At 58.6% G+C, this 507-nt stretch carries 1 protein-coding gene; it reads left to right on the top strand.

Going from position 1 to position 507, the window contains the following annotated elements; translation table 11 throughout:
- On the top strand, positions 1–507 hold a 507-nt coding region (locus C9414_RS19980), incomplete at both ends, for an RHS repeat-associated core domain-containing protein (RefSeq protein ID WP_142398099.1).

Here is a 507-nt window from a genome sequence, read left to right on the forward strand (position 1 = left end):
GGTGACTATGACGCAAGCGGTCTGGCGCTCCAGCAAGCTGTATGGCTGGACGATCTGCCTGTGGGTTTGGTGGCTGGGCCATCTGCAGCGGTGAACCGTCTGCACTATGTCCAGCCGGACCACCTGGGCACACCACGCGCCGTCATTGATCCGGTTCGAGATGTCGCCGTCTGGACGTGGGACATCGCCAGCGAAGCGTTTGGAAACAGTGCGCCGAACGAGGACCCGGATCTGGACACGTCTCGTTTCGTTCTGGATATGCGGTTCCCAGGGCAGCGGCTCGATGTGGCCAGTGGGCTGAACTACAATCTTCACCGTGATTATGACGCCTCGATTGGTCGCTACATCCAGGGCGATCCGATTGGACTGGCCGGCGACATCAGTCTTTACGCATACGCGTTGAATTCACCACTATTGAAGTCTGACCCCTTGGGTCTGGCCACGTACATGATCACGACATACGACAGGATCGCGGGAGTTCGAGTAGCGACCCACTCGGCTCTATTC

The organism is Bacillus sp. Nf3 (assembly GCF_003028545.1).
Taxonomy (GTDB): Bacteria; Bacillota; Bacilli; order Bacillales; family Bacillaceae; genus Bacillus; species Bacillus safensis.